The following is a 19,286-nucleotide window of genomic DNA, read 5'->3' on the forward strand; positions in this document are numbered from 1 at the left end:
TTAGTCTAACTCAATCTTTGATTACGCTCGTAAGTCATACGAATACTCTATTCTAGCAGCCTATCTCATTAACTCAATTATTATAGCATATTTAGTAGTGTATTTTATACCCTATTCACTTTTTATCAAATCCATATTCTCCAACATACCCGTCAATAGACCAGATATTTACATTTGATGCTTCTGCTTCTTGCTCTGCTTCTTCAAGCATATCCAAGTAAAGCTCATCTCCATTTTCATACCCTACACGCGCTAGTCCTTTTTTAACCATCACTTCTTGTATCAATTCTCCATCTGCGTAAAGATAAGCCAATACACGATTATAGTCATCTATTTTTTCATGAGCTGGGTCATATTCTATCGATAATTTTTTTCCATCTAAATAATTTTTCAAAAAGTCTTTTGCTTCTTTACCGTATGGCTGTGCAGAACCCGTTTTTGTCGTACTACTTTCTGGAGTGTCAATCAGCAATAACCGCAATTTCTTTTCTTCACCATCTTCAGTAAAAACGATTGTATCTCCGTCAATCGTTCTGACCAACTCAACAGCTGTTTGATCCTCTGCTAATGTATTAGGTGTTTCTTGCTGTTGTTCGATAACAAACGATCCTGTAAAGAAAAGAATAAGCGCAATAATACCAGAAAAGATTTTCTTGTTTATTTTCATAGTAGAACCCCCAATTTTAATGCTTATAAAAAGGGTCTGAGATTAACTGCCTCAGACCCTTTCCTATTTTATTATGAATCTTTTCAACTATCAAAAAATTTAACTCTTTTACACAATAATTTATATTTTAAATTATTTAGCTAATTGATCTTCTTGATCACAAGCAGCTTGAGCTAAAATGTTCAAGTAGTTCCAAGGACGATCAAAATAAGGTTGGAAGAAGAAATCAACATAAGCTAGATCTTCAATCGTCATTTTATTTTGAATCGCTAATGATAATGTGTTAGCAGAAGCTGTCACATCATATTTAGACATGATTTGTCCACCAACGATACGGTTTGTTCCTACTTCATAAACTAATTTCATGAAAACTTCTTCAGTTGTTGGCATAAATTCTGGACGGTAGTTGTCTTTAACGAAAACTGCACGAACATCTAAACCAAAGTGGGCAGCACTATTAACGTTTACCCCAGTTGATCCAATATTGTATCCAAACAAGTACAAACCAGAAGTTGATTGCGTTCCTCTGTATTTCACTTTAGGTTCGATAATGTTTTTACCTACTAAAGTACCCATACGAACAGCGTTAGTTGCTAAAGGAATGTAAGCTGCACCGCCATTTGGATTGTAATGAACTGCACAACTGTCTCCAGCTGCATAAATGTCTTTGTTGCTGGTTCTCATATATTCATCAACTAGGATTGCGCCATTTGGCATCATGTCAACTTTATCTTTTAATAGTTCATTGTTTGGACGGAATCCAACACATAAAATAACTAAATCTGCTTCGTATTCGCCTTTTGGAGTAGTTACAGATTTAACTGAACCATTTTCATCAGCGTTGAAAGAAGTTACAGCTTGGTTTAATGCTAATTTGATTCCACGTTCTTCTAAAGTGCTTTCTAATACGTCAGTAAATTCTGGATCTAGGTATTTGTTAAGAATACGATCTAATCCATCAATTAATGTAACTTCTTTACCTGATTGTTCAAAAGCTTCTACTAACTCAATCCCGATGTATCCTCCACCAACGATAACAACTTTTTTAGCTGTTAGGTTTTGTTTGATAACTTCTTCTGCTTGGTTATAGTTTTTACATAATAAAACATTTTTAGTGTCAATACCAGGAATCGGCGGTATAATCGGCCATGAACCTGTTGTGTTCACTAATTTATCGTAAGATTCTTCAAATACTTCACCAGTATTCATGTTTTCTACAGTTACTTTTTTAGCTTCAGTATCAATGCTTTTAACATTGTGTTCCATTTTAACACTTGCACCCATTTGAGTTAATTCTTCAGGGTTAGAATAAAATAAACCAGCAGGATCTTTTACAACTCCACCAACATACATTGCAATTCCACAAGATAAGAACGAAACATTGTCATTTCTTTCAAAAACAGATACTTCCACAGATGGATTTTCTTTTAAGATTGTTTTAACAGCTGAGGTACCAGCATGTGTACATCCAATAACGACTACTTTCATTATTTATATCCTCCTATAAGGCCATTTGAATTATGTGATTGCATTCAGTCACCACAAAAAAATTGTGATATAGTGTTCATACTTTCACTCTGAACACTATATCACAAACTATATAAAGAAAACAACAATTTATATGATCTTTTTTAAGTTGAAGCATGTTTTTTTCTTATCATAAACATATCTCTTAAATAGACAACAACCGTCTTAACTACTGCATATGTTGGAACTCCTAAGATCATTCCAAGGATGCCTGCAATGTTTCCTGCAACTAACAACAATACAATAATAGTTAATGGATGGATTGATAATGTTTTCCCAATCACATTTGGTGAAATAAACGCACTGTCAATTTGTTGCACCACTAATACTACAAGCGCCACTAGTAAAGCTTGTGTTGGAGAAATCGTTAAAGCGATAAAGACTGCAGGGGCTGCCCCAATATAAGGACCGATATAAGGAATAATATTTGTAACTCCTGCAATGATCCCTAATAATAATCCGTAAGGCATTCCTGTAATCAAATAACCTAAATACGTAAATATTGCTACAAATAAGCAAACTAAGGCTTGCCCACTAATATAAGAAGCAATTGTTTCATTCATTTGTCCTAATAATTCAATCATTTGGCCTCTATACTCTTTCGGAAAAAATTTAGCCACCGCTGGTCGAAAGTGTTTTCCATCTTTAAACATATAAAATAAGATGATCGGCACAGTGAAAATGACGATTGTAGTATTCGCTAATGCGCCTACTAAAGTTCCAACACTTGCAGTCAATGTTGTGAAAATTGTATTAGCGATATTTTCAATGGAGAGATCCATGGTACCTAAACTTTTTTCTAACTCAAAGTTTTCAAGCATTGGTCCTTGTAAAAGTTCATTAGAAAAATCTTCTAGTGTTTTTAAAAATGACGGTATGCTCGTAATTAGTTCCCCAACTTGTTCTAATAAATTAGGAATAACTGAAACCGCTGAAAACACTATAAAACCAAGGAATAATAGAAAAACGATGATGATTCCATATTTTCGTTTGATTTTGATTTTTTCTAATTGACCAATTACTGGATTTAACAAGTAATATAAAAAACCTGCTACAATAAGAGGTGTAAACAACGTCGAAACAAATGTTGTCAACGGTTGGAAAATAAATTCAATTTTAGTGCTCATAAATATTAATGTTGCACTCACTAATAGCCAAACTGTCCAAAACATTAATTTTGATTTTTTAAAATAATCCATAAAAAAATTAGTCCTCTCCGGTTAATCTTGCATACTGCTCATTAAATACTTCTCAATCAATTGTTCTGTTGCTATGATCGACTCCTCATGGGTTCTTTCATAAGCATGGCTAGCTTCGATTCCTGCACCTACTAGTGCATGACGAACATCCGCCCCAGCTTTCATAGCTGCAGATGCATCACTGCCGTAAAAAGGATAAATATCAAGTTGGTAAGGAATTTTTTCATCTTCACAAATTTGAGTTAGTTTTTTTCTCATTTCATAATGATAAGGACCACTTCCATCTTTGACACATATAGATACAGAGTATTCGTCCGTTTGTTGGTCGTCTCCCATTGCACCCATGTCAACCGCTAAATATTCAACCACTTTATCAGAGATATTCGAATTTCCACCATATCCAATTTCTTCATTCGTAGAAATATAAAAGTGAGTTGTATAAGGTAAATTTGTTTTTTCAGAGCTTATTTTTTTTAAAAATTGTAATAATATAGCTACGCTTACTTTGTCATCTAAATGACGCGATTTAATATAGCCATTAGCTGTAATTTCAGTTCTAGGATCAAAACTGATAAAGTCCCCGATAGAAATACCAAGTGCTTTTGTTTCCTCTTTAGTGTGTACTTTTTCATCAATCCGAACTTCCATATTATCTTGATTTCTCTCAGCAGTTCCTGCATCTTTATAAACGTGTACACTAGTTTGGTGCATCAAAATCGTACCAGATATATTCCCTTTAGCTGTATGTATCGTACAATACTCACCTTCAATAGCGTTGTAACGAAACCCTCCAATTAGATCTAATTTAAGACGTCCATTTGGTTTGATTGCTCTTACCATTGCTCCTAATGTGTCTACATGTGCTGTTACAAAACGTTGTTTTTGATGGTCTGTTCCTTTTACGGTAACCATTAAACTACCTTTGTTTGTTTTTTTTGCTTCATATCCTATTTGTTTTAAATAGTTTTCAATGAAAGCGATGATTTCATACGTGTTCCCTGTTGGAGAAGGGATCTTTGTTAATTTTTCAACCAGCTGAATCGTTTTTTCATCCATTATATTAACCACCATTCCTATAAATTATACTCTTTAGTATAGTTCATCCATCGAAATAAATAAAGAAGCTCTGAATAAAAGCTGTATCTGTTTTCTTATAGATTCCTTTTATTAGTTATGGTACGATTTTAACTAAATAGAAAGAAGGGATATTATGAAATTTATTTGGACAACGGATCTAAGTTCTAATAATTATAAAGATGCTATAAAAATTAGAAAAAAAGTATTTGTCGAAGAACAGCTTGTTCCACCAGAATTAGAAATTGATGACTTAGAAGACCAAACACTACATGTCATCGGCTACTTAGAAAATAAAGCAGTTTCCACAGCAAGAATCTACAAAAAAAATACAACTACATTCAAAATCCAACGAGTAGCTGTTTTAATGGACTTTCGTAAAAAGAATTTAGGTCATGAATTAATGATAGAAATAGAACGGTTTGCTAAAACAAAGGAATTTAATACACTCATGCTTGATGCACAAGACCATGCCTTAACTTTTTATGAAAAATTAGGTTATCAAGTTGAAGGTGAAGGTTTTATGGATGCGGGCATCCCCCATCATTTGATGATTAAAAAGCTAAATTAATCATCAAACAAATCCTGTACAACCCAAAAAGCACTGAAAAACATAATATGTTTTTCAGTGCTTTTTTATCGTTTTTTATTTAAAAGCTTTGCTCTCTTTTGCTTCATTTTAGCAAATCTTTCTTCTGTTTCTTTTTTTAAAGGCTTAATAGAAATAATTCGTTCATCTTCGATAGTCACTTCATACAACTCACCAAGGCGATAATTTTCTGGTAAGCGATCTTTTTTCACATGAACTAAAGGTCCTTCATCAGGTATAAAACGAGCCAATTCACCTTCTATTTCTTCAAGTACCATCTTCATCAGGGTTCTCTCCCTTTTCAGTGTGAATACTATAGGTTCCATCTTCATGAACCGTTAAAGTAATCGTACCATATTCGATTGTCCCATAAATTGGAATAGCCAGTCTTTTTAATCGGCCAATCGCTTCTTCACCAGGATGTCCATAACTGTTAGATTCCCCTGCTGAAAAAATCGCCAACTCAGGTTGACTTGCCTGAATCCATTCTTCACCAGTGCTGGTGTCTGATCCATGATGTCCCATCAAAATGAAGTCAGCAGTTACATTTGCTCCAGATTCAATAATTTCTTTTTCAATACTTTGAGAAGCATCCCCACTGAATAATCCACTTACTTGATTAACAGTAATTTTGGTCACGATTGAATCATCATTTTGGTCATTATCTGACTGGTCATTAGGACTGAGTACATCGATTTGAAAAGGCCCTACTTGATGCTTTTCTCCAGTTTTAGGTTCAGTATAGATTGCACTACTTGCATCTACAGCATCTAATACCCGTTCGTAAATCTTACTGGTGGCATCATTTCCATTCATCCAGACTTCTTTCACATCATAATAATTGATGATAAGATCTCCATACCCAATATGATCTGAATCATTATGAGTAAATATAAGAAGATCAATCGTTCCGCCTGTTCCAATGTATTCATCAAGCTGTTGAATAATTTTCTTATCTTTGTCTTCATAACGCCCGCTATCTATTAAAATAGTTGTGCCGTCTTTCGCTTGAATAAGAGTTGCTGATCCTTGATTTGCATCTAAAAAACGGATCGTTGTTTCTTGATTTTTTGTCTTATCTACTTCTTCTTTTTCTTCTGGCTGAAAAATGGTGATCAGTTCTTCTTTAAACTGCTCTATTTTTCCACTTAAAGAAAGGTCAGACTGTTTATTTTCTCCTAGAAATAATCCCATGAAGAAAACCAATAAGAGTACGACACCGGTGGAAATTAATTTTGTTTTTTGTTCTTTTTGTTTTTTTGTGATCTTTTTTTTCTTTCTATTTGCCACAGATGTTCATCCTCTTCTAGCGCAAATACGTCTATCTTGTTTAGTTGTATTTACTATTTCAGTAATGCAGTTCTAGACTAAATAATTCATAAATAATGCAGCAATATTAAAGTATATCAGCACACTAGTTAAATCAGTGAGCGTCGTGATAAATGGACCACTAGCCACTGCCGGATCAAATCCTATTCTTTCCATTAAGATAGGTATGAAACTACCCGCAAGATTGGCAATTGTGATAGCTGCCAGCATTGCAATACCAATTACTAGTCCTAAAATGTAATTTTGTTGCCATAGTCCTACTGCTAAAAAAATCGTAACTCCTGTTACCACACCAGTAATTAAACCGGATGCTATTTCACTCAAAATCAATTTTCTAAAACTTCTCTTGTTATCGTCGCTGTCTGCTAATTTACGGACAGCTACAGCTAATGATTGGGTCCCTGCGTTACCCGCAGTTCCTGTAATCAACGATATAAAAACAGCTAAAATACTTGCTTCACTGATCATTTCTTCATAATTGCTAATTAAAGTAGATGTGCCAATGCCAAGGAATAATAATATGATTAACCATGGAAGCCTTTTTGAAGCAACAACAAATGGATTTTCCGATTTTTCATCTACATCGACCCCAGCTAACCCAGAGTAATCGCTGGCAGCCTCATCATTAATTACATCAATAATATCATCAATCGTGATGATTCCAATTAATCGTTCTTCATTGTCTACTACTGGAATAGCTAAAAAGTCATAGTCTTGCATTGTACGTGCTACATCTCTTTGGTCATCATTCACATTGACGTACACTAGGCGGTCTCCCATGATGTCGGAGATCATTTCATCGTCTTCGTGTACGATTAAATCTCTTAATGAGATTACGCCCACTAATTTCCTATTCAGTTCTACCACGTACACATAATAGATTGTCTCAGCTTCTGGCGCTTTCTTTTTTAAAATGGCCATTGCTGATTTTATAGTTTGATTCGCAAAAATCGAGATGTATTCGGTTGTCATTATTGAACCTGCAGTATCATCTTCATAATTCAATAACTTTTTAATACCGTCCGAATCCTCTGATGGCATCAAATTTAAATATTTTTTGATTGTCGCTGGTTCTAATTGATTCAACATATCTACCGCGTTATCTCTGTACATCTCACTTAACATATCTGCAGCATACTGAGGATTCATTTCTTCTAAATATTTTTCAACGGATTCTTCTTCTTCCTCAAGAACTTCAAACATATCCGCCATTTCTTTAGGAGATAAAAAGTTATATAAATTTAATCGTTCATTGTCTGATAAAGAAAGATAGAATTGGCTTTGTTCGTATACGTGTAAGTCTAAAAAGTTTTCTCTAAATAGGGTAATTTCTTGGGCATTTAAATAACCTTTTAATTGCTCTATTTGCTCTTCAAATTCCATTTGTACTTCTTTCAAGGGCTACACCCCTTTCTAAGTTCGCTCCATTAACTATTAACCTCTTGCTGTTCATGTTGATGTAGCCATTGGGCAATATCTTCTGGGTAATCTAGTTCAAGATATATTTGTTCATTTGTAAAAGGATGACTAAAGTTTAGTTCTCTGCAATGCAGCGCCTGCCTCGTTATCCAAGTATTTTTTTCACCACCATATAAGTCATCACCCATTAACGGATGACCGATATGGGCAAAATGCACTCTGATTTGATGGGTCCTGCCGGTGTGCAATTGAATATCAACTAAAGTAGCATGTGGAAAAGATCCTTTGATCCAATATTCAGTTAACGCTTCTTTACCAGATTCATGTGCTCTTCTAGTAATAATTGAATCAGTGGTGCGTGCGATTGGCGCATCAATAAATCCGTGTTCGGCTTTTTCCAACTGCCCACTGATTAAGGCAGTATATTTTTTTGTAATTTCTTTAGCTCTTAGTTTAGCATCCATTAGTGCATGTGCATATCCATGTTTAGCAAACAACATAAGCCCTGTTGTATCGCGGTCAAGTCTAGTCACAATATGAATAACTTGATCAGGGTAATTTTGACGTACGTAATAGCCCTTGACGCGATTAGCCATTGATCCTTCAGGATGTACTTGAGAAGGTACTGAGGCTACCCCATAAGGTTTATTTACAACTAAATAGTGCTCATCTTCGTATACGATATCAATAGGGATATCAATAGGGACAGTTGTTTCATGAGGAGCTTCATCAGGGATGGTAACTTTTACTTTATCTTTGTTATTTAAAAGATAGCGTACCGTTACTTCCATTTCATTGACTTCGATTTTCCCCCCATGGAATTTTATTTTTGCTAGTAGACTACGTGAAATTCCTTTTGTTTTTAGAAAAGACTTCACTTGTAAACTAGTTGGCAAATCATAACTCCAACTAAATTTCATATTTTTTTTTCGCTCCAATAAAAGCATCTTCAACTCGACTCCAAAAATGAGTGTGTCTGTATCGAGCAAAGTGAATGCGTTCTTTCGCAATGCTATAAGTTAATTCAGTGATGTTCTTCTCAGAAGAAGTTAACTGGTCAATCGTTAAAACAAATCCTTCTGTAGTAAGTGGTTTTATTCTGATCCATTCATCTCGTGCCACAATTAAAGGTGATCCTAAGATGCGAAAAACACGATTATTAATTGGTGCAATTTCAGTCAACTGTAATGCTTCAAGACGTGGATGGATAACAGCTCCTCCAACAGACTTATTGTAACCTGTTGAACCAGTAGGCGTTGAGATGCACATTCCATCTCCCCTAAACCGCTCAAATAATTCGTCCTTTATAAAGACATCACACACCATCGTTCCATCTATACGTTTCATTGTGGATTCATTTAAGGATAAAAAGTGAGAAGGTTCCTTTTGTCCTTGATATGTCACTTTTACATCAAGTAAAGGGTAACTAACACTTTCTCCCTTGTCCTTAAGCAAACTTGCGACGAGATCTTCTAGTTCATAATCTCGCCAATCAGTATAAAAGCCTAAATGTCCTGTATGTACTCCTACAAAGCGGACTTGATCAAGCATGTGGGCATACCTATGAAAGGCGGACAACAATGTTCCATCCCCACCAATCGTTACAACGACATCTGGATTTTTATCATCTAACTGAAGACGGTTCTTCAAGCAGAGTATACGAAATTGTTCGGCTAGTTTTAAAGATTGCTCAACATTATTATTGACTACTGCTATTTTCAATGTTGTCCCCCCTTTTTTTCATTTAAACACGTTGTTATTGTAGCTTCAATCAATATGCACTAAAAAAATTCATTGTTTTCCGGTGCTTTATTGATAGTTGTTCTTTTATTATGAGAAAATAGGTGCTGTGCTTCTTGGATTTCTTCTCTAATTTGAGACATTTCTTCGTCTAACTGAAAAGCGGCTTCTGCTGCTCTTTTTAACCGAACATTGATGGCATCCGGAAACTCACCCTGATATTTGTAGTTCAACGAATGTTCAATCGTTGCCCAAAAATTCATAGCTAATGTCCGTACTTGTATCTCAACAAGAATTTGTTTTTCACCATGAATTAATTGCACTGGGTATTCAAATACAACATGATAGGAACGGTAACCACTTTCTTTCTTATTTGTGATATAATCTCTTTCTTCAATTATTTTCATATCATTCCGATTTCTTAACAAACTAACAACTTCATGAATATCCTCTACAAATTGACACATAATTCTTAGTCCAGCTATATCTTGCATTTCAGTCTCTAAATTTTCAAAAGAAATATTCCTTAATGCAGCTTTTCCAATAATACTATTCACTGGTTTTACTCTTCCAGTAACAAATTCAATTGGTACATGCATGTTGCTTCTACTGTATTCTTTACGAATACCTTTTAATTTAATTTTCAATTCTTCAACAGCTTGATTATAAGGTGTTAAAAATTTTTCCCAATTTTGATCCATCATTATATACCCTCTTTTAGGAACTTATGATTTGCACTATTTAAAGTGTGATACGGCTTCATTTTACCATATTTCTCCTAAAAGAAGAAATATACTAAAATAGAAATTAAATGATAAAATAAATAGACTTACTAAATTGATTTAAAAGGAGAATATCTAATGGCTCAGCAAATAGAAATTGAATTTAAAAATAGTTTAACAAAAACAGAATACACCAATTTATTAAAGGATTTAAACCTGTCTGAAAATGAGTCTTATACTCAAGAAAACCATTACTATGATACTAAAGATTGGAAATTAAAAAATAAACACTCCGCTTTGCGTATTCGTTTATTTGCAACTTCTGCTGAATTGACTTTAAAAACACCCCTTGGGGAAGATTTATTAGAAACAACTGACTCTTTATCATTAAAAGAAGCAAAACAATTTTTAAACTCGCAATCTATTAAAACAAATGGCTATGTAGCAGCTAAACTTGCTGAACTACAGATTCATCCAGAAGATTTGTATGTGTTTGGATCGTTAGTAACAAAGCGGTATGAAAAAAAGATCCCTCAAGGACTTATCGTATTGGATGAGAGTTCATATGGTACAAAAAAGGATTATGAAATAGAATTTGAAGCAAACTCTCGTGAAATGGGGAAAGTTTATTTTGAACAATTTCTAAAGAAATATTCAATCAAAAAGAGACCCACCAAAAATAAAATTGTTCGAATGATGGAATCAATATAGCAGTTTATCTATGCTACTAAAGGATTCTTTATAAAATGTGGCGACTTTGTTACAACTTTTGCGAAAGTTTGTCCAAAATCAAGGTCCTTTATTATATTTTTTTAGCTATTTTTGATAAAGTATATTTGTTAACAAAACAGACCACGTATATAAAAATCAAAATACTAAGGCTAAGGTGAAGATAAATGTTCTCAACTACACATACTAAAAATGAATCCACTCATAATGAAATGATTGAAATTTATTTATTTATTAATCCAATTGACTCAAGTTGCTTACAAGCTGAAAAAGAAGTTATGCAGTTTGTTGAAAAATCTACTGGTAAAATAAGCGTTCACTTTATTCCAATTCATAATTTAAGTACCGTTACTCAGTACCTTGCTACAAATAACTTATCAAAAAGTGATTTAACTTTACGTAATGCTGTATGTTCTGTGACTTACGATATTTGTCTTTATTATTCTGCCGCTAAAATGCAAGGGAAGAAAAAAGGCCGTAATTTCTTACTAGAACTTCAAGATGCACTAATTGAACAAAAGAAATCTTTTTCAGAAGCTCTTGTTTTAGAAGCAGCTAAAAAAGCTAAATTAGATATTCAAATGTTTCTTGAAGATAAAGAATTAGAATTCACAAAAACTTCTTTTGAAGCTGATCAAAAAGTAGCTCGTGAAATGAATGCTTTTAACGCTCCTTCTTGTGTACTATTTAGTGATCATCATAAAGATCATGGTTTCTTGATTGAAGAAGGCATCACAGTTGAATTACTTCAAGCCTTGCATAACCCTAACCCATTGATTGTCGAAGCAAGAAATCAAATGATTTCTAAAAATGGTATTCGTTCAATTAATAAAGCTTCATTGCAAGTTTTGTAATTATTTATTTTTTAGTCCACACATCAAAAAAAACTGAGCCCAACAGGCTCAGTTTTTTTTGATGTGTGTTACTTTAAGTTTTCAATAAGCTCTTCTAATTCATTTAATCTAGATTCAAAAACTTTCATAGCATCTTCTAGATATGTTTTCTTAGTCATATCTACGCCTGCTTTTTTCATTACTTCAATAGGGTAATCACTGCTTCCAGATTTCAAATAATTTAAATAGTTGTCTAAAGCATTTTCTTCACCATTGACGATCTTGGCAGCTAAAGCTGTAGCAGCTGAAAAACCTGTTGAATATTGATAAACATAGTAATTATAATAAAAATGAGGTATTCTAGTCCATTCGAAAGCAATCTCAGGATCTTTTACGACATCTGGTCCATAATAACGGGCATTTAAATCACTGTAATAATCTGATAAGAACTCACTTGTTAAAGGTGTTCCTTTTGCATCTTCTTCATGAATAAAATGTTCAAACTCCGCGAATTGAGTTTGTCTAAATATAGTTCCTTTAAATCCATCTAAATAATGATTCAGTACATATGCTCTAACTTTTGGATCTTTTTGTGTCTCTAATAAATAATCTGTTAAAATATTTTCATTTGTAGTGGAAGCTATTTCTGCTAAGAAGATAGAATAATCACCATAGACATAGGGTTGATTCGTTCTTGTATAATAGCTGTGAACACTATGACCTAGTTCATGGACCAGCGTATACAAATGATTTAAAGAATCATGCCAGTTCAATAAAATATAAGGATTAGTGTCGTATGATCCAGAAGAATAGGCACCACTTCTTTTACCTTCATTTTCGATACTGTCAATCCAACGGTTATTAAAGGCTTTTTTAAGTACAGATAAGTAATCTTCACCTAGAGGTTTCAATGCTTTTAAAGTTTCTGCTTGGGCATCTTTATACGTATACTTAATTCCCGCTTCACCACTTATTGGTGTGTACATATCGTACATATGAAGTTCTTCAACATCTAATAGTTCTTTTCTCAAAGCAACATAGCGATGCAACAATGGTAAATGTTCATGTACAACATCTAATAAAGTATCATATACAGCTTCTGGTATATGGTTGTTGCTTAATGCCTTCTCACGTGCTGTTTGATAATGATGAACTTTGGCATTGTAATTATGGTATTTAACATGTGAGGAAAGAGTACTTGAAAAAGTATTTTGTAAACCTTCATACACTTTATACAGTTGTTTGAAAGCTGATTCGCGAACAGAACGATCTGTGCTTTCCATTAATTGTCCGTATACACCGTGTGATAACTGAATATCATTTCCTTCTTCGTCCTTAATGGTTGGAAAAGTTATATCTGCATTATTTAAAATATTAAATGTGCGACTTGAAGCATTAAAGATTTCTCCTGCCCCTGCTAACAAAGCTTCTTCATTAGCACTCAAAACGTGTTTTCTAGCAGCTGTTAATTGCTCGATAAAATGTTTATAGATGATTAAATTTTCATTCTCACTAAAATAGTGACCTATTTTTTCTTCTGACAATTCTAAAACTTCAGGTTCAAACCACGAGATGGCTTCATTAGCCTGTGTTGCTAATTTGCTGGCCTGTTCATACATTCCTTGATAAATTGAGTTTGTTGTATCTTGATCATTTTTTAATTGGGCATAGACATACAATGTTTCCAGTTGGTTAGATAGATCTAAAATAGATTGAATAGCTTTTAAAAAACTTTCTGAACCGTTACTAAGTGTTCCTTTATAAGATGTAACAGTCTCTATTTTAACTTCAAGTTCTTTATAAGATTGTTTGAAATCATTATCGGATTGAAAAATCACTTGTAGATCCCATGTCAATTCATTAGGTACTTTATTTCTTATTGGCAGTTTTTTTGACTCACTCATTAAAAGACCTCCTAGGAATTATCTTATCATTAATCTTACCATAAACTGTCTTAAAATAAAGAAAATTCCTTAATATTCTCTCTTATGAGTCCACAATAAAAGACCTATCTAATATTAAAAACTCTGTTACCTTTTCCTTTTCATTACTATACCTCTGCGGTTCCTTTTGTACCATCCATTCTGACTGAGAAATAGCTATTAAGAGACCCCTTTTATTCAATAACGTGATAAAATGAGCGACGCACTTCCTTTTACTTTCATCAGAGATGAGAGGCATAACGTAAAATTTGAGATCATTATTTTTCAACATTATTGTAGTTTGTCGGTCTATTTCTTTTTTAGATATAATTTCTCCACTGTTTCTTTCCATTATCCATTCTAGAAACTGATATTTCCAAAAGTAAGAAAGTGTTTTAATAAATAATTGATTTTTCACAGGCAGATAAACTTCTAGAGGCAAAGAAACCAACGAATCCCCTTTTTTATAAATGTACTTTTGGAAGTCCACTATTATCGGTACTTGATAGTTCCTCCCCCTATTTAAAAAATAATGACTTTGAATCAACTTTTTTTCAGGTTCTAATTTATTGTGTTTTGAGTAATTCATGAACTGGTAGATTATTGCATTTAAACTAGTACTTTCATCCATCTTTAAATAACAGTATTGAGAAATTACACATGATGAATTTCCTTTTTGACTGATATCATAATGGATGACCATATCGTTGGTTTCTATATGTAATTCTAAAAAGTAGCACCCAATTTTTTTATGTTCCTGTATAAATAATCGCTGAAAACTCGTTAGTTTATTTTTAAAATGGAAATTTTGTCCTAAGATCCAGTATACTTTATACCCTTTTTCAGTATAACCTAATGTTCGTTCTATCATTCTTTCAACAGAAAGTGTACTGCATTGAAACTCTATAGCTACTGGCGTCTGATCATCTAACCAGACCAATAAATCTGGTCGTTGCTTTAAATTCGGTAAATAGGCTTCAAGTTGGCATGGTATTTCTTGTTGTGTGAACCACCGAAAAAGTATCTTTTTCCCTGAAATATGTTCTTGCGTTTCTCCTTCTGAAAAAACAGTGCAGTCGTTTTTTTGAAAATGAGTAAAATGAGCTTGTTTGACTGCTCCTTTTTTAAGAAAAACGGGTTCTTTACAACTTGGGCAATAATAGTCCCTCTTTTGTTTTGGATTTTTCTGCACGTCTAATGCATTAATATACTGGTTCCCCTTACTTACTGCGATTAACATTATATTTGATCCCCTCTCTGTGCTATTCTACTTAAACTATCCGCAAAGAAGGTGAGAACGCTACTAACAAAAAAAATCAAAGAAAGATAAACTTTCTTTGATTCCCAATTTAATACTATTTAATTTATTTAAAGTAATGACGTGTCAGTTCTAAAGCATTTTTTTCCATAAGCATTTTTCCATGTTCTTCTAAAATCCCTTGAGTAACTGATGTTTTTTCAGCAAACTCTAGCGCGAGAGAAATTTCTTCCTCAGCACTTCTTTCAGTCATTTCACTAACAAAAAAGACTAGATTCAAATAATAGCTTTCTTTGTAAAGAAAGAGATTAGAACGCGCTTTATCTACATGCATCATTTTTGATAATTCAATCATATCTTCAAACTGATTAAACCTCAAAACAACTTCTTTAGTTTCATCTTCAATGTGATCTGCAGTTTCATCAATCTCAGCTTCGGATTTTTCTAAGTTTTGTACCATTTGTTTTTTTATATATTGGGAGAATTCATCTGAGTTAAGATTCTCAGATGCTGAAGAAAAGTCTAATTGGTCGTTTAATGGACCACCTTTACTAATAAACAATTCTAGACCATTTCCATTTGGCAATACTTGAAATGTTATGGCATCAGATTCATGGAATTGTTCGTCAACATCCACTTCTTCTAAGATACTATAAAAGAAATTTTCAATTTGTTTGTGGTTTCCTAAAAGATCTAAAAATGTTACGCCTCTTTCTTCCAAATCAGCATTTTCAATTAATACACGGATGGTGTTTTCGTTAATGTGTTCCATTTCCATAGTCCTACACCTCATTTCTCTTCTTCATCGTTAAAACAATTCAACTAATGAATAATCTATATAACCATTCTAAAGGAAATAAACAAAATGTAAAGTTAAATGTACCAAAAAAAACTACGACACCCTTGGGATGTGTAGTTTTACCTCATTACTAGTATCCAACTATCAGTTGTGCTTGTTTTAATTCAAGTGCTCTTACTTCACGAGGCAAGAAGCGACGGATTTCATCTTCGTTATACCCAACTTGTAATCTCTTTTCATCTACCATGATTGGTCGACGTAAAAGTCCTGGATTATCTTGAATCAAATCAAACAATTCGTTTAAAGGTAAGTCATCAAGATCGACATTTAGTTCTTGAAATACTTTAGAGCGAGTCGAAATGATTTCTTCTGTACCATCTTCTGTCATTCTTAAGATTGATTTTATTTCATCAATCTTCAGTGGTTCAGAAAAAATATTTCTTTCTTTATAAGTAATATTGTTTTCCTCTAACCAAGCTCTTGCTTTACGACATGATGTGCAACTAGGCGATGTATATAAAGTTACCATATGTTATTCTCTCCTTTTTTAATCAGATAGATCGTTCAAAAAAATTGAGGACTGTTAATGAAACTATGAAATGCCTTACAAGAATATTATAAAACATCCATTTTAAAATTACTACCCTTTTTGCCATCTTTTTGTCACTTATACTTAATTTTAACCTTAAATTTACAGAATTTTTTTTTTAGTTCACATTTAAACATAGAAAAACCTTATTTAATAAAGCTTTTTTTTAAATAAGAATAATAACAATGAATATAAATAAGAATTCATTCTAAATAAAATAATGTTTCAAAACAAACATTATTTTATTTAACTTGAATCTGCTATACGCACTCTCTGTTTCTAAAGTTATTTTATAAAGTATTCATGCTATTTTAAAAACAACAAAAAATCTATAAAATAGATTTTATCAGTTTGATATGCCTCCATATTATAAACAGTAGAAATAATAAAAAATTCTATTGTTTATAATATGGGGGTATTTTTGCGTAAAAATAAACAAGGGACAATCGATGAAAAACAATATGCCGTGTTGAAGTATCTATATGAATATGGCTTTACTCAAAGTATGTCCAGAGCAAGCCAATGTTTGGATACCCAACCGATTGAATGTTTTTTCGGTTTGATTAAAGCAGAATATTATTATCGTAAACAGTTTAATACTCTCAATACTGGAACAAGGAATTAATCAATTTATATAAAACTAGAATGAATGTTGAACCCCTTTGAAATTCAACGCCCTATCTCACTTTGGAATTCCGTAGAGAGTATCTGTTGGCTCGCTAATCTTCCTTCAAAGGAAGGACTGCACAAAAAAAGACTTATGTATATACATAAGTCTAAAACCAACAAGTTTTTATTTTTTACACTGTCTATTTGACAGGGATCAGTTCAGTTTTCTTTATAGCTTTTACTTAATTATTTTGTGTAGCTTGCTTTCTTTTCTTTCAAAGCAGCAACATCAGATTCTCTACAGTAAACATAATGCCCTGGAGAAATTTCACGTAACTCTTCAGGTTCTCCATTTGATTCACGAGGAATATAAGGAGTACGCACACGATTACGTTCATATTCAGGATCTGGTAAAGGTACAGCAGACAATAAACTTTCTGTATAAGGATGCAATGGAGTATTGTACACTTCATCAGCAGGTGCTAACTCAAGTAATTTACCAGTATTCATTACACCAATACGGTCACTAATGTACTTAACCATTGATAAATCATGGGCAATAAACAAGAACGTTAATTTTTGTGTTTTTTGCAACTCCATTAATAAATTGACAACTTGCGCTTGAATTGAAACATCTAATGCAGAAATTGGTTCATCAGCAATGATAAATTTAGGCTTAACGGCAAGAGCTCTAGCAATTCCAATACGTTGTCTTTGTCCACCTGAGAACTCATGTGGGTAACGAGAAGCATGGTCTGGATTTAACCCAACTGTTTTTAACAGTTCATTTACTTGGTTATTTCTGTCTTCCGTAGAAGTAGCTAAGCCATGAATATCGATACCTTCTGCGATAATATCGCGAACTTTCATTTTTGGATTCAAAGATGCATATGGATCTTGGAAAATCATTTGCATATCTCTTCTGAACTTCAACATATCTTTTTTACCAGAAATATCATGAACTTTGGTACCTTCAAAATCAATTTCTCCAGCTGTTGGATCATATAATCGAATGATTGAACGACCGGTTGTTGATTTACCAGAACCAGATTCACCAACTAAACCAAAAGTTTCACCTTTATAGATGTCAAAAGTAACATCATCTACGGCACGAACTTCATTTTTTGTTCCTTTGTTGAAATACTGTTTTAGACCTCTAACTTCTAAAATCTTTTCTCTATTTTCCATCTTAGTTTACCCCTCCCTTGACTTCAGTCTTAGCACTTTTTAAAGATGCATGGAGTGGGGCAAATTTTTCTTCATAAATTTTTTGACGTGCTTTAATTTCTGGTGGTGGTTCAACAGCAGGTGCATCGGGATGTAATAACCACGTTGCAGCTAAATGTGTTTCAGAAACTTTAAAGTATGGTGGTTCTAATTCTGTATCAATTTTCATAGCAAATGCATTTCGTGGAGCAAATGCATCCCCTTTTGGTGGATCCAATAAATCTGGTGGAGTCCCTGGGATAGCATAAAGTGTTTCCGTAATTTCTAAGGTAGGCATAGAGCTGATCAGTCCCCATGTGTATGGGTGTTGAGGATTGTAAAAGATTTCATCCACTGTTCCAATTTCTATAATTTTACCTGCATACATAACCGCAACACGATCTGCAACATTAGCTACTACACCTAAATCATGTGTAATGAAAATAATAGAAGTTGCAATTTTCTTTTGCAGTTCTTTCATAAGATCTAAGATTTGTGCTTGAATCGTTACATCTAAAGCTGTTGTTGGTTCATCAGCAATTAGTACTTCAGGATTACATGCAAGAGCAATCGCAATAACAATACGTTGTCTTTGTCCACCAGAAAATTGGTGAGGGTATTGTTTCATACGTCTTTCTGCATCAGGTAAACCAACTAAATTTAACAATTCTAACGCTCTTTTATTTGCATCTTCTTTGTTTAATTTTTGATGTAAACGAATTGGTTCAGAAATTTGTTTTCCAATGGTCATTGTTGGATTAAGAGATGTCATAGGATCTTGAAAAATCATTGCAATTTCTTTACCACGAATAGCTTGCATTTCTTTTTCAGATTTTTTTATAAGATCTTCACCATTAAAAAGGATTTCTCCATTTTCAACATTTGCATTTTGTGACAGCAAACGCATAATGCTACGAGTAGTAACAGATTTCCCAGAACCGGATTCCCCTACGATAGCTAATGTTTCACCTTTTTTTAAATCGAAACTGACACCGCGGATAGCTTTTACTTTACCAGCATAAGTGTCGAATGTGATTTCTAAATCTTTAACTTCTAATACATTGCTCATTCATTT

At 33.3% G+C, this 19,286-nt stretch carries 20 protein-coding genes; 4 read left to right on the forward strand and 16 right to left on the reverse strand.

Annotated features, from left to right (window positions below; genetic code table 11):
- Positions 1 to 115: 115 nt before the first annotated feature.
- The 4 genes from ACKI3H_RS11705 to ACKI3H_RS11720 form a co-directional block, all read right to left on the reverse strand.
- The gene (locus ACKI3H_RS11705; RefSeq protein WP_407372422.1) at positions 116 to 667 is read right to left on the reverse strand and encodes a thermonuclease family protein; all 552 of its coding nucleotides are present in this window, start codon (positions 665 to 667) and stop codon (positions 116 to 118) included.
- A 132-nt stretch (positions 668 to 799) separates the two neighbouring features.
- Complete coding sequence (locus ACKI3H_RS11710) at positions 800 to 2,155, reverse strand: FAD-dependent oxidoreductase (RefSeq protein WP_407372423.1); 1,356 nt, start codon at positions 2,153 to 2,155, stop codon at positions 800 to 802.
- A 143-nt stretch (positions 2,156 to 2,298) separates the two neighbouring features.
- Positions 2,299 to 3,393 carry an AI-2E family transporter gene (locus tag ACKI3H_RS11715; RefSeq protein WP_407372424.1) on the reverse strand — a complete coding sequence of 365 codons (1,095 nt, stop codon included), beginning with the start codon at positions 3,391 to 3,393 and terminating at the stop codon, positions 2,299 to 2,301.
- A 21-nt stretch (positions 3,394 to 3,414) separates the two neighbouring features.
- Positions 3,415 to 4,449 (reverse strand): M42 family metallopeptidase, encoded by a 1,035-nt coding sequence (locus ACKI3H_RS11720; RefSeq protein WP_407372425.1) that lies wholly within the window; start codon positions 4,447 to 4,449, stop codon positions 3,415 to 3,417.
- Between the two features lie 154 nt (positions 4,450 to 4,603).
- On the opposite strand from ACKI3H_RS11720, the gene ACKI3H_RS11725 reads away from it, so the two are divergent.
- Positions 4,604 to 5,038, forward strand: coding sequence for a GNAT family N-acetyltransferase (locus tag ACKI3H_RS11725; RefSeq protein WP_407372426.1), 435 nt, complete (start codon positions 4,604 to 4,606; stop codon positions 5,036 to 5,038).
- A gap of 65 nt (positions 5,039 to 5,103) precedes the next feature.
- On the opposite strand, the gene ACKI3H_RS11730 is transcribed toward ACKI3H_RS11725, so the two are convergent.
- The 6 genes from ACKI3H_RS11730 to ACKI3H_RS11755 form a co-directional block, all read right to left on the reverse strand.
- On the reverse strand, positions 5,104 to 5,340 hold the full coding sequence (locus ACKI3H_RS11730; RefSeq protein WP_407372427.1) for a hypothetical protein: 237 nt from the start codon (positions 5,338 to 5,340) through the stop codon (positions 5,104 to 5,106).
- Entirely contained in the window at positions 5,324 to 6,346 is a 1,023-nt protein-coding gene (locus ACKI3H_RS11735) for a ComEC/Rec2 family competence protein (RefSeq protein WP_407372428.1), read from the reverse strand. Before ACKI3H_RS11735 ends, ACKI3H_RS11730 begins: the two co-directional genes overlap by 17 nt.
- Positions 6,347 to 6,418: 72 nt before the next feature.
- Positions 6,419 to 7,768 carry a magnesium transporter gene (gene mgtE, locus ACKI3H_RS11740; RefSeq protein ID WP_407372504.1) on the reverse strand — a complete coding sequence of 450 codons (1,350 nt, stop codon included), beginning with the start codon at positions 7,766 to 7,768 and terminating at the stop codon, positions 6,419 to 6,421.
- A gap of 44 nt (positions 7,769 to 7,812) precedes the next feature.
- Positions 7,813 to 8,724 carry an RluA family pseudouridine synthase gene (locus ACKI3H_RS11745; RefSeq protein WP_407372429.1) on the reverse strand — a complete coding sequence of 304 codons (912 nt, stop codon included), beginning with the start codon at positions 8,722 to 8,724 and terminating at the stop codon, positions 7,813 to 7,815.
- Positions 8,714 to 9,526: an NAD kinase gene (locus ACKI3H_RS11750; protein ID WP_041556152.1), complete on the reverse strand. Its 813-nt coding sequence runs from the start codon at positions 9,524 to 9,526 to the stop codon at positions 8,714 to 8,716. The genes ACKI3H_RS11745 and ACKI3H_RS11750 overlap by 11 nt, the downstream gene beginning before the upstream one ends.
- A gap of 59 nt (positions 9,527 to 9,585) precedes the next feature.
- A complete protein-coding gene (locus ACKI3H_RS11755) occupies positions 9,586 to 10,245 on the reverse strand; it encodes a GTP pyrophosphokinase family protein (protein ID WP_407372430.1) in 660 nt (219 codons plus the stop codon).
- A gap of 159 nt (positions 10,246 to 10,404) precedes the next feature.
- Here ACKI3H_RS11755 and ACKI3H_RS11760 point away from each other — a divergent pair, with 159 nt between their 5' ends.
- Together ACKI3H_RS11760 and ACKI3H_RS11765 are read left to right on the forward strand one after the other, a co-directional pair.
- On the forward strand, positions 10,405 to 10,977 hold the full coding sequence (locus ACKI3H_RS11760) for a CYTH domain-containing protein (protein WP_407372431.1): 573 nt from the start codon (positions 10,405 to 10,407) through the stop codon (positions 10,975 to 10,977).
- Between the two features lie 185 nt (positions 10,978 to 11,162).
- A complete protein-coding gene (locus ACKI3H_RS11765) occupies positions 11,163 to 11,849 on the forward strand; it encodes a DsbA family protein (protein WP_407372432.1) in 687 nt (228 codons plus the stop codon).
- 68 nt (positions 11,850 to 11,917) lie between these two features.
- On the opposite strand, the gene pepF is transcribed toward ACKI3H_RS11765, so the two are convergent.
- The 4 genes from pepF to spxA form a co-directional block, all read right to left on the reverse strand.
- Entirely contained in the window at positions 11,918 to 13,732 is a 1,815-nt protein-coding gene (gene pepF, locus ACKI3H_RS11770; protein WP_407372433.1) for an oligoendopeptidase F, read from the reverse strand.
- Positions 13,733 to 13,814: 82 nt separating this feature from the next.
- Positions 13,815 to 14,990, reverse strand: a complete 1,176-nt coding sequence (locus ACKI3H_RS11775) for a competence protein CoiA (protein ID WP_407372434.1) — start codon at positions 14,988 to 14,990, stop codon at positions 13,815 to 13,817.
- A 124-nt stretch (positions 14,991 to 15,114) separates the two neighbouring features.
- Positions 15,115 to 15,786 carry an adaptor protein MecA gene (locus tag ACKI3H_RS11780; protein WP_407372435.1) on the reverse strand — a complete coding sequence of 224 codons (672 nt, stop codon included), beginning with the start codon at positions 15,784 to 15,786 and terminating at the stop codon, positions 15,115 to 15,117.
- A gap of 151 nt (positions 15,787 to 15,937) precedes the next feature.
- On the reverse strand, positions 15,938 to 16,336 hold the full coding sequence (gene spxA, locus ACKI3H_RS11785) for a transcriptional regulator SpxA (RefSeq protein WP_407372436.1): 399 nt from the start codon (positions 16,334 to 16,336) through the stop codon (positions 15,938 to 15,940).
- Positions 16,337 to 16,817: 481 nt separating this feature from the next.
- On the opposite strand from spxA, the gene ACKI3H_RS11790 reads away from it, so the two are divergent.
- Positions 16,818 to 17,021 (forward strand): hypothetical protein, encoded by a 204-nt coding sequence (locus tag ACKI3H_RS11790; protein WP_407372437.1) that lies wholly within the window; start codon positions 16,818 to 16,820, stop codon positions 17,019 to 17,021.
- A 230-nt stretch (positions 17,022 to 17,251) separates the two neighbouring features.
- Here ACKI3H_RS11790 and ACKI3H_RS11795 read toward each other — a convergent pair whose 3' ends face one another.
- Positions 17,252 to 18,193, reverse strand: coding sequence for an ABC transporter ATP-binding protein (locus tag ACKI3H_RS11795; RefSeq protein WP_407372438.1), 942 nt, complete (start codon positions 18,191 to 18,193; stop codon positions 17,252 to 17,254).
- 1 nt (position 18,194) lies between these two features.
- Entirely contained in the window at positions 18,195 to 19,280 is a 1,086-nt protein-coding gene (locus ACKI3H_RS11800; RefSeq protein ID WP_407372439.1) for an ABC transporter ATP-binding protein, read from the reverse strand.
- Positions 19,281 to 19,286 lie beyond the last annotated feature (6 nt).

This window comes from Carnobacterium sp. (genome assembly GCF_045617425.1).
Taxonomy (GTDB): Bacteria; Bacillota; Bacilli; order Lactobacillales; family Carnobacteriaceae; genus Carnobacterium_B.

Coding starts and splice junctions, on each gene's coding strand:
- ACKI3H_RS11705 (WP_407372422.1), bottom strand. CDS start 667: ATGAAAATAAACAAGAAAATCTTTTCTGGTATTATTGCGCTTATTCTT.
- ACKI3H_RS11710 (WP_407372423.1), bottom strand. CDS start 2,155: ATGAAAGTAGTCGTTATTGGATGTACACATGCTGGTACCTCAGCTGTT.
- ACKI3H_RS11715 (WP_407372424.1), bottom strand. CDS start 3,393: ATGGATTATTTTAAAAAATCAAAATTAATGTTTTGGACAGTTTGGCTA.
- ACKI3H_RS11720 (WP_407372425.1), bottom strand. CDS start 4,449: ATGGATGAAAAAACGATTCAGCTGGTTGAAAAATTAACAAAGATCCCT.
- ACKI3H_RS11725 (WP_407372426.1), top strand. CDS start 4,604: ATGAAATTTATTTGGACAACGGATCTAAGTTCTAATAATTATAAAGAT.
- ACKI3H_RS11730 (WP_407372427.1), bottom strand. CDS start 5,340: ATGAAGATGGTACTTGAAGAAATAGAAGGTGAATTGGCTCGTTTTATA.
- mgtE (WP_407372504.1), bottom strand. CDS start 7,768: ATGGAATTTGAAGAGCAAATAGAGCAATTAAAAGGTTATTTAAATGCC.
- ACKI3H_RS11745 (WP_407372429.1), bottom strand. CDS start 8,724: ATGAAATTTAGTTGGAGTTATGATTTGCCAACTAGTTTACAAGTGAAG.
- ACKI3H_RS11755 (WP_407372430.1), bottom strand. CDS start 10,245: ATGGATCAAAATTGGGAAAAATTTTTAACACCTTATAATCAAGCTGTT.
- ACKI3H_RS11760 (WP_407372431.1), top strand. CDS start 10,405: ATGGCTCAGCAAATAGAAATTGAATTTAAAAATAGTTTAACAAAAACA.
- ACKI3H_RS11765 (WP_407372432.1), top strand. CDS start 11,163: ATGTTCTCAACTACACATACTAAAAATGAATCCACTCATAATGAAATG.
- pepF (WP_407372433.1), bottom strand. CDS start 13,732: ATGAGTGAGTCAAAAAAACTGCCAATAAGAAATAAAGTACCTAATGAA.
- ACKI3H_RS11775 (WP_407372434.1), bottom strand. CDS start 14,990: ATGTTAATCGCAGTAAGTAAGGGGAACCAGTATATTAATGCATTAGAC.
- ACKI3H_RS11780 (WP_407372435.1), bottom strand. CDS start 15,786: ATGGAAATGGAACACATTAACGAAAACACCATCCGTGTATTAATTGAA.
- spxA (WP_407372436.1), bottom strand. CDS start 16,336: ATGGTAACTTTATATACATCGCCTAGTTGCACATCATGTCGTAAAGCA.
- ACKI3H_RS11795 (WP_407372438.1), bottom strand. CDS start 18,193: ATGGAAAATAGAGAAAAGATTTTAGAAGTTAGAGGTCTAAAACAGTAT.
- ACKI3H_RS11800 (WP_407372439.1), bottom strand. CDS start 19,280: ATGAGCAATGTATTAGAAGTTAAAGATTTAGAAATCACATTCGACACT.